The sequence below is a fragment of the Amycolatopsis sp. NPDC089917 genome, assembly GCF_040684635.1.
Taxonomy (GTDB): domain Bacteria; phylum Actinomycetota; class Actinomycetes; order Mycobacteriales; family Pseudonocardiaceae; genus Amycolatopsis.
Window position 1 is genome coordinate 301,764 of record NZ_JBFBGL010000001.1, and the last position, 6,564, is coordinate 308,327.

8 protein-coding genes are annotated in these 6,564 nt (G+C 70.8%); all 8 read left to right on the forward strand.

Annotated features, from left to right (window positions below):
* Position 1: 1 nt before the first annotated feature.
* Positions 2 to 814 carry an ABC transporter permease gene (locus AB0N89_RS01520; RefSeq protein ID WP_364199020.1) on the forward strand — a complete coding sequence of 271 codons (813 nt, stop codon included), beginning with the start codon at positions 2 to 4 and terminating at the stop codon, positions 812 to 814.
* A 52-nt stretch (positions 815 to 866) separates the two neighbouring features.
* Positions 867 to 1,076, forward strand: coding sequence for a hypothetical protein (locus AB0N89_RS01525; protein ID WP_364199022.1), 210 nt, complete (start codon positions 867 to 869; stop codon positions 1,074 to 1,076).
* Positions 1,077 to 1,124: 48 nt separating this feature from the next.
* Positions 1,125 to 2,663 carry a helix-turn-helix domain-containing protein gene (locus AB0N89_RS01530; RefSeq protein ID WP_364199024.1) on the forward strand — a complete coding sequence of 513 codons (1,539 nt, stop codon included), beginning with the start codon at positions 1,125 to 1,127 and terminating at the stop codon, positions 2,661 to 2,663.
* Positions 2,664 to 2,789: 126 nt separating this feature from the next.
* Positions 2,790 to 4,052, forward strand: a complete 1,263-nt coding sequence (locus AB0N89_RS01535) for an FAD-dependent oxidoreductase (protein ID WP_364199026.1) — start codon at positions 2,790 to 2,792, stop codon at positions 4,050 to 4,052.
* Between the two features lie 5 nt (positions 4,053 to 4,057).
* Positions 4,058 to 4,225: a hypothetical protein gene (locus AB0N89_RS01540; protein WP_364199028.1), complete on the forward strand. Its 168-nt coding sequence runs from the start codon at positions 4,058 to 4,060 to the stop codon at positions 4,223 to 4,225.
* Positions 4,226 to 4,314: 89 nt separating this feature from the next.
* A complete protein-coding gene (locus AB0N89_RS01545) occupies positions 4,315 to 4,773 on the forward strand; it encodes a GreA/GreB family elongation factor (RefSeq protein ID WP_364199030.1) in 459 nt (152 codons plus the stop codon).
* Between the two features lie 149 nt (positions 4,774 to 4,922).
* Positions 4,923 to 5,987 carry a nucleotide disphospho-sugar-binding domain-containing protein gene (locus AB0N89_RS01550; RefSeq protein WP_364199032.1) on the forward strand — a complete coding sequence of 355 codons (1,065 nt, stop codon included), beginning with the start codon at positions 4,923 to 4,925 and terminating at the stop codon, positions 5,985 to 5,987.
* 101 nt (positions 5,988 to 6,088) lie between these two features.
* The coding region (locus AB0N89_RS01555) for a DUF6389 family protein (RefSeq protein ID WP_364199034.1) at positions 6,089 to 6,564 on the forward strand (476 nt) is incomplete at its 3' end.

Genomic DNA, 6,564 nt, shown 5'->3' on the forward strand with positions numbered 1-6,564 from the left:
CGTGTCCATCGCACTGACCTCCCCCGGCATCACGAACACCCTCGCCGCGGAATGGACCAAGCTCAAGTCGGTCCGCTCGACCTGGACGGTCGTCGCCGCGGCGGCCGTGGTCAGCGTCGGTTTCTCCGCGCTGTTCAGCATGCTGACCCAAGCGGACTACAAGAATCTGCCCGCCGGGCAACGGGTCGACTTCGACACGGCCGGCACCAGCATGGTCGGCATGAACCTCGGGCTCATCCTGGTGTCCGTGCTCGGGGTACTCGCGGTTTCGGGCGAATACTCGACCGGGATGATGCGCCTCACCCTGGCCATCACTCCCCGCCGTGGCCGTGTCTTGCTCGCCAAGGCCGTGGTCGTGGGACTGCTGGCCTTCGTGCTCGGCACCCTGTTCGCGACAGCGGCGTTCTACTCCGGCCGCCTGATCCTCGGGCTCAATCCGGACATCCCACTACTCGGCCTCGATGGCCCCGGCGTGGTGCGCAGCCTCCTCGGCTGGGGCGCGGAGATGGCGGCGTTCGCGCTGCTGGCGCTGTCCTTCGGCGTGATCATGCGCAGCGCGGCCGGCGCCATCGCCACCGCGATCGGCTTCATCTTCGCTCCGGCCATCCTCGGCGCGCTGCTGCCGACCTGGGTCCAGCGCGACATCCTGGCCTACTTCCCTGCCTCGGCCGCCGAACAACTCAGCACCGCACAGCTCAAGACCGACGCGGCGACGTACCTGGGGCCGCTCACCGGCGGTGGCGTCCTGCTCACCTGGGTCGCGGTCGTGCTGATGGTGGCGTTCTCCCTGATGGGCAAACGCGACTCGGGCTGATTCACCGCTGTGACGGCATCAGCGACGGTGAAGTCGTGGATGCGAACGGGCGTTGTCGCCAGGTCGTGGTCCGATCGACGGCTACGAGGTCGCCCGCTGGCTCCGCCGGGCGGACCGGCACCTGCGGCTGGTCGCGCTGTCCGGTTTCAGCCAGGCGGCGGACCGTGAGCGCAGCCGGGTGGCTGGCTTCGACGCCCACCTCGCCAAGCCCTTGGACCTGGCGGAGCTGGACCGTCTGCTTCGGGCACTCGCCCCCCGGTGATCATGGCCGCGGGCGTCGAGCGTCGCGCGGATGGAGTAAGAACGAGCCATGGTGACGCTTGATCGGCTCGTGAACGTCCTCGGCGGATACGGGGCACGCTTGTGCTGCTGCCCCGTATCGCGCGAGGTGGCGTTGCGGGACGTGGTGATGCACGACGCCGCCGATCCGCGCGACCTGCGCGGGGACGTCTTCCTCGCCGTCGGGACGGACTCGATCGCCGTGGCCGTCGAACTGGCCGCGGCGGCGCACGCGTCGGTCGTCCTGGTCCGCGGATCACTGCCGCCGGGCCCGGAGGCGACGGAGCGAGCGGAGACCAGCGGCGTCGCGATCCTGCTGGTGGAGCCGGACGTGTCCTGGGGTCAGCTCGCCGGAGTGGTCTACGGGCTCGTGCTGGAGGGCCGCGAGACCGAGTCCGGCCGAGGGCCGACCGACTTGTTCGCGCTGGCCGACAGCCTGGCGGACGCGCTCGGCAGCGCGGTGACCATCGAGGACCGGCTCTCCCGGGTCCTCGCTTACTCGAGCCGCCAGCACCAGGCCGACCGAGCGCGCCTGGAGACGATCCTGGGCAGGCGCGTCCCGGAGCCGGTCCGCGAACTGTTCGAGCGGCGGGGTGTGTTCGGGCACCTCGCCGAATCCGACGAACCGTTGTTCGTCGAGGCCGATCCCGAGCACGGGCTGACCGGGCGCATGGTGGTCGCGGTCCGTGCCGGCCGGGAGGCGCTGGGCTCGATCTGGGTGGAGTGCGACCAGCCGTTGTCCGACGTCCGGCGCGCGGTGCTGCGGGACAGCTCGCGCACGGTCGGCCTGCATCTCCTGCGGTCCCGGGCGAGCGCGGATCTGGAGCGGCAGGTCGAATCCGATCTCGTGATCCGGCTGCTGGAAGGCACACCGGACGCGGCGGCCGTGCTCAGCAGGCTCGGTCTGCCTCCCGGACGGTTCCGGGTGATCGCGGTGCAGGCCCACATCGGCGACGAGCGCCACGCCGCGCTCCTGCTCGCGTTCGAGCGGGCGACCACCGGTTTCGGCTGGTCACGGCCCGGTCGCAGCACGTTGTTCAGCAACACCGTCTACACCGTCCTGCCCGGGGACGACGTCGCCGCGGCCAGGGCGTGGGTCGGTTCGATCCGCGAAGCGCTGCCCCGGCAGGTGACGATGCTGGCCGGGATCGGGGCTGGTGCGGTGTCCGCGGAACTTCCCGCGAGCAGGCGGGAGGCCGACGAGTGTCTCGCCCTGCACGACGTGCGGCCGACCACGAAGTCCGCGATCGCCTACGACGAGGCGTGGGACGACATCCTGGTGCAACGGCTGCGGGCCGCCGCCGCGTCCGGCCGGGCACCCGCCCGGGGGCCGATCACCGAGCTGCGGCGGCACGACAGCGCGAACGCCACCAGCTACGTCGCGACGCTGCGCGCCTGGCTCGAAGCGCAAGGGGACCTCACGGAGGCCGCCGAGCGGCTGGACGTCCATCCCAACACGATCCGCTACCGGCTCCGGAAGATGGCCGAAGTGACCGAACTCCGCCTCGACCAGCCCGCGAAACGGCTGGCGATGATCATCGAACTGGCGGTCTCCGATCCGGCCCCTTGACCGATCCGGCCCCTTGACCGTTCCGGCCAAAACCACCCGCGCTGATTGTCTGATCCGGACAATCGCCGACGACCGGTTCCGAGCCATCCTGACCGCGACAGCACCACTCGTGCAGCGGAGGAATTCATGGGCGATCTCGACCGGATCGACGGCGTCCCACGTTCGGCGATCGTGATCGGCGCCGGCGTGGTCGGCCTGTCGACCGCGTGGTTCCTGCAGGAACGCGGGGTCACCGTCACGGTGGTGGACCGCCAGGGCATCGCGGCGGGCTCGTCGTGGGGCAACGCCGGCTGGCTCTCCCCCGGACTCGCGATCCCGCTCAACGAACCCGGCGTCCTGCGTTACGGACTGCGGACGCTGCTGGACCGGCAGGCCCCGCTGCACGTCCCGCCGTCCCCCGACCCTCGGCTGTGGTCGTTCCTGGCCCGGTTCGCCGCGAACTGCACCGGTCGCTCGTGGACTCGCGCCGTCGAGGCGAACGCGCCGCTGAACGACGAATGCCTGGAGGCGTTCGACGTCCTCACCGCGAACGGCGTCGACGCGCCGACCATCGAAGCGCCGATCACGGCCGCGTTCGAGACGGCCGAGCACGCGGCGGGCCTGATCACGGAACTGCGCCGCATCGGCGAGGCCGGACAGGAAATCGCCTACACGCGGCTGACCGGCGCCGAGCTGGCGGAGCGGTTCCCCCAGGCGGCCGCGAGGCTCGGCGCCGGCATCCGGATCGAGGGACAGCGCTACGTGGACCCGGGCCGGTTCGTCGAGTCGCTGGCCCGGGCGGTGGTCAGCCGCGGCGGGACGATCCGGCACCGCTTCGAGGTCGCGTCCCTGCGCGCGCATCGTCACGCGCTGAGCGTGCGCTCGACGTCGGGTCAGACGGTGAACGCCAACGCGGCCGTGCTCGCGACCGGCGCCTGGCTGGGCGATCTCGGACGGAAGTGGGGCGTCAAGGTCCCCGTGCGCGCAGGACGCGGCTACTCCTTCACCGTGCCGACCGACGAGCCGGTTCCCGGACCGCTCTATCTGCCGGACATCCGTGTGGCCTGCACGCCGTATCGAGGCGGCCTCCGCGTCGCGGGGACGATGGAGTTCCGGAAGCCGGACGCCCCACTGGATCCCGCCCGGATCGCCGCGATCATCGACTCGGCCAGGCCGTATCTCGCCGGGCTGGACTGGGGACGGCGCACCGACGAATGGGTCGGCTCCCGTCCGGTCAGCACCGACGGGCGGCACGTGATCGGCGCGACGAGCACCCCCGGGCTCTACGTCGCGGGCGGGCACGGCATGTGGGGACTGACCCACGGACCGATCACCGGACGGCTCCTGGCCGAGCACATCACCACCGGCAAGCAGCCCGAAGCCCTCCGTCCCTTCGATCCCCTCCGCTGATTCGGATGACGATGCCACCGGAAGAAGAGACCACACAGTCCGAAGTGGACCGGCTCCGCGCCGAGAACGCCCTGCTGCGTACCGAGAAGGACCTCCTGCTGAAGGCCGCCATCGGATTCGCCACCGACGCGGGCGCCCTCCGGCGGCGGCCCCTGGAGCCAGAGACCCGCTGACCGAAGCGGGACTCACCGAAGGTCTGTGAGGGCCGGGGCTTTCCGCACCCGGCCCTCACAGACATATCCATCGAAAGGCGATCATCACCATGACCATCGTCTCGTCAAGCCCTTGGCTGACCCCGGAAACTCACGCACGCCTGGTGCGGGAGCTCGCGGCGTTGCGGCGCTCCACGGCCGGTGAGCAGGACGGCGACGACGAAATCGCGCGCCACACTCACCGGCAGGCACGGATCCGGCAGATCGAGGACGTGCTGCGCGGAGCCGTCGTCGGGCAGGATCCCCCGGACGACGGGATCGCCGAGCCCGGCATGGTGCTCACCGTCGAGTACGACGACGGCGATACCGAGACCTTCCTGCTCGGCACCCGCGACGAAGCGGGCCACGGCGATCTCGAGGTCTACTCCCCCGATTCGCCGATCGGCCGCGCCTTGCACGGCGCGAAACCGGGTGATCGGCGGGAGTATCGCGTGCCGAGCGGCGGCGCGGTCCGCGTCACCCTTGTCGGGGCTGAGCCTTACGGGCAGCACCGGCACGGCGACCGCTGACGGCCCGGGCGGGCAGGGGACCTTGTCCACGAGGGCAAGATCCCCTGCGACGGCCCCGTGAGCTCGGCGGTCCGGACCGCCGAGAACCGATCCGAGTTCAGGAAGACAGGACCCCCGCCTTCGGCCACATCCTGCCCTTGGTTCCGCTCATGCAGGCGGCGGTCGGCGCCGGTCACGCTGTGGGGCTGCTGTCGAGTGAGGGATTCCGGTCCTCGGTCGCCGAAGAACTTCCTCCCGAGGCCGAGTTTCTCGGCGCGGGCGCGACGCCGGGCGAGTTCTCCGAGGAGGCGGCCCGCCGCGCCGGGGCCGACGTGTTCCATCCGACGCCTCCGGTCATCGGCGAGATCTTCGGCGGCGCCCGCGTCGACCTCGGCATCGAGGACAGCCTCGCCCAGCCCACCGCGTGGGCTCCGGACCTGGTCTTCGCCGAGCCGTTCGACGCGATCGGCCCGATCGTCGCCGCCCGGCTGGGCGTGGAGTGGCACCGGGCGGGAATCGGTCCGGCGCTGCCGTCGGTGATCACCGACGAGATCGAGCGTGTGGCGTCGACCCGCTGCGACTCGGCGGCGGCGTCGAGCTATCTGGACCCGTGTCCGCCGCAGCTACAGGATCCGGAGTGGTCCGCCGGCATTCCGGTGTGGGCGGTCCGTCCTCAGGCCCATCGTCGGCCGAAGGACCTCGCATTCGCACTGCCGGACTTCGGCGAGCGCGACAAGCCCACGGTTCTCGTCACCTTCGGCACGATTTTCTCCGACCCCGCGCCACTTTCCGCGGCCGTGGCGGCGGTCGCGGACACCGGGGCGAACGTGATCGCCACGCTCGGCTCGTCCCTGCGGCTGCCCACCGCAGGCGAAACGCTTCGAACAGACTCGGCGAATGTGCGGTACGTGCCCTTCGTACCGCTGGCCCAGTTGCTCGAACGCGTCGATCTGGTGGTCGGCGCCGGAGGAGTCGGCACCGTTGTCGGCACGCTCGCGCACGGTCTCCCGATGGTGCTCTGGCCCCAAGGCGCCGACCAGCCGATCAACGCCGCGCGCGCCGCCGCGTCGGGGACGTCGATCACGGTCGACTCGGCGGCGGAGATTGCCGCGGCCGTGGCGAAGGTGAGTGAGAACGGCGAATATCGGCGGCGGGCCCGGGAAATCGCCGGCGAGATCGCAAGTCGCCCCGAGCCCGCCGCGGCGATCTCGGGGATCACTGTCCACGTGCGATGAATCAGGCGGCCTCGGCGTACACCGGGAAATCGTCTCCGGTCTTGTTTCCGGCGCCGCGCCATCCGCACCTGAGTGAGCCGAGCAGCGCTAGATTGTCCCGTGTGGACCAGAACGACTACCGCCGCCGACTTCGCCGCGTCCTCGACGCGCATTCCGACGAGGTCACCGCTCGGCTGAGGGCGATCGTCAACGCCATCGGCAGCACCGTCGAGAGTGTGCGGATCGAGGTGTTCCCCGACCAGGACGGCGAGGGCACTTTCGACGTATGGGCCCGGTTCGAAGGTCCGGATTCGTTCGTTCTCAACAAACCCATCGACGAGCACCGTCATCTCTTCGGTGTCGTTCACGGCGAAACAGGCTGGGAACCGGACGTGCCTTCGCTCCCGCGAGGCCTCACGGCGGACGCCCTCGCCGACACGGTCGCGGACTGGATCGAGGCGGTCTGGGCGCGGGCGTTCGACACTCCGCCGCCGGTTCCCATGGAGGTCGGGGTCGTGAGTGGCAGAACCGGTTTCCCCAGCCCCGCCGCGTACTGCGTCACCGAGCCGTGGTCACCGATCACGCAGTCCGACGCGAC

Bases quoted from the DNA above. Each gene is read 5' to 3' on its own strand.
- AB0N89_RS01545 (WP_364199030.1), top strand. From the start codon at position 4,315: ATGACCATCGTCTCGTCAAGCCCTTGGCTGACCCCGGAAACTCACGCA.
- AB0N89_RS01550 (WP_364199032.1), top strand. From the start codon at position 4,923: ATGCAGGCGGCGGTCGGCGCCGGTCACGCTGTGGGGCTGCTGTCGAGT.
- AB0N89_RS01535 (WP_364199026.1), top strand. From the start codon at position 2,790: ATGGGCGATCTCGACCGGATCGACGGCGTCCCACGTTCGGCGATCGTG.
- AB0N89_RS01530 (WP_364199024.1), top strand. From the start codon at position 1,125: ATGGTGACGCTTGATCGGCTCGTGAACGTCCTCGGCGGATACGGGGCA.
- AB0N89_RS01540 (WP_364199028.1), top strand. From the start codon at position 4,058: ATGACGATGCCACCGGAAGAAGAGACCACACAGTCCGAAGTGGACCGG.